This is a genomic window from Paraburkholderia sp. RL18-101-BIB-B (assembly GCF_046026985.1).
Lineage (GTDB): Bacteria > Pseudomonadota > Gammaproteobacteria > Burkholderiales > Burkholderiaceae > Paraburkholderia.
In genome coordinates this window covers 1-1,664 of record NZ_JARESV010000146.1, presented here as the reverse complement: position 1 = coordinate 1,664, position 1,664 = coordinate 1, and the positions used below count along the sequence as shown (strand labels likewise).

Genomic DNA, 1,664 nt, shown 5'->3' with positions numbered 1-1,664 from the left:
GCCACCTTGTCCATACGAGTCAGTATTGCGTTTCTATACGCAATATTGACCGTATCGCCGATTTGTAACGTCTTTACGTCGGCAATATCTGGGCTGATTTCAAACACGACCATTTCCCCGCCCGCGTCGCGCAAGGTCACGCTGTTGTGCGAGGGGGCTATCCCGGCGACGCGTGCCTGGATGTGTCGAAAGGCTTTTACACCGACTGCGTGTCCTGTGCGAGGACCTGGTGCTTGGGCACCAGCCGATTGAAGTACCAGCACGCCGACCGAGACAGCAACAGCAACGACGTGTAAGCGGGCAGCGCCCGTTCTGGTTCCATGCATTTCTGGCTCCCCAAAAAAACGTCCAACGATACAAAACTCGCCAGACCGTCACAATCATAAACATAAACTGGACCGTGGCCCTCTGCTTGCACCGCAAACGCGAGGGAACTCAGTTTCCCTGCCTTCGGGGTGTCGTTGTTCGTCAACCGAGATATCTGCTAGCAGCACACAGCCGCACAGAACATTGCAATGGCTGGCCCGCACTAAAGCGGTCATCCAGCGTTAGGACAGTAGAGAGCACCCGAGATATAAGTAGTTTCTGCCTCTCGATAAGGAGTACGCTTAATTATCAGGCCGGTCTCCAGACGACGGCGATAACGCTCCGGGCAAATCTGCCCGACCGCGAACCCAGTTTCTGCACGCACGTCTCCAACTGACACCCCGAATCGATACGAGCTGGCGCGTTCACGCGCCGGGCTCGCTCGGGGCCACTCGTCCATCGGGGCCATCCGATAAATGGCCAGACCCGTGTCCACTACCGCAATCCGCAAGGTAGTTCGCGCGCGCGTACCTATTTCACAATTGACCTTAATAAGGGGCATACCATGCTAGTTAGAGAACGGATGAAAGCGGCGGTCTGTCTGGAGCCGGAGGAGACCTTGGCCGCGGCAGCGCGTCTGCTCAAGCGGGACAATATCGGCTGTCTTCTCGTGTGCCTGGACGGCAAAGTTCTGGGAATGATTACCGACCGCGACATCGCGATGCGCGGCGTGGCGGATGACCGTGACTCCAATCGGATGAAAGTGAGCGAAGTGATGTCGTTGGACGTAATTCGGTGCAGCAAGGACGACTCAGTCGAATCTGCAGTGCTGACCATGCGGACGGCACATGTACAAAGGCTCGCGGTCATCGACGGCGACGGACATCTGGTCGGCATCATTTCCATGAGCGATGTGGAGGGTGGTGCCTCGGAACGGCGCCCCTACGAAGTCATCTTCTACAAGGAAATACTGGATTATGCGGGCCTGCCGCATCACACTGAGCTGATGCGCGTCTCGGTCGCCCAGGGAACGAAACAGGAGGCGGTGGAAGCGGCCATCGCACAATTTGAAAAAACTCAGCACGTCTCGAACTGGGCCACGGTCGCCAATGGATACGATGTCGTGAGCATTCATGTTGATGCAAATGGCGCGCAAGTCGAAGAACTCGAGTGCACTTCCGAACGCGACGCCCGTATCCGTGCCCGCGCGCGAACATTGTGGGAACAGGGCGGTGCCCCGGAAGGACGCGACGCACAATTTTGGGAACAGGCAGCCGGAGAGACGGATGCGGAGTACCTGCCCGCGAAATGACGGCCACCGGCACTAGCTGCTCGGAAGCCCTTCCTTGCGAGCCCGT

At 57.8% G+C, this 1,664-nt stretch carries 2 protein-coding genes; one reads left to right on the top strand and one right to left on the bottom strand.

The genetic code is table 11. From position 1 onward, the window contains the following. Positions 1-196: 196 nt before the first annotated feature. Positions 197-322: a hypothetical protein gene (locus tag P0D73_RS46365; RefSeq protein ID WP_408436445.1), complete on the bottom strand. Its 126-nt coding sequence runs from the start codon at positions 320-322 to the stop codon at positions 197-199. 567 nt (positions 323-889) lie between these two features. On the opposite strand from P0D73_RS46365, the gene P0D73_RS46360 reads away from it, so the two are divergent. Then, positions 890-1,618, top strand: a complete 729-nt coding sequence (locus tag P0D73_RS46360; RefSeq protein WP_408319098.1) for a CBS domain-containing protein — start codon at positions 890-892, stop codon at positions 1,616-1,618. The last annotated feature ends 46 nt before the right edge of the window (positions 1,619-1,664 follow it).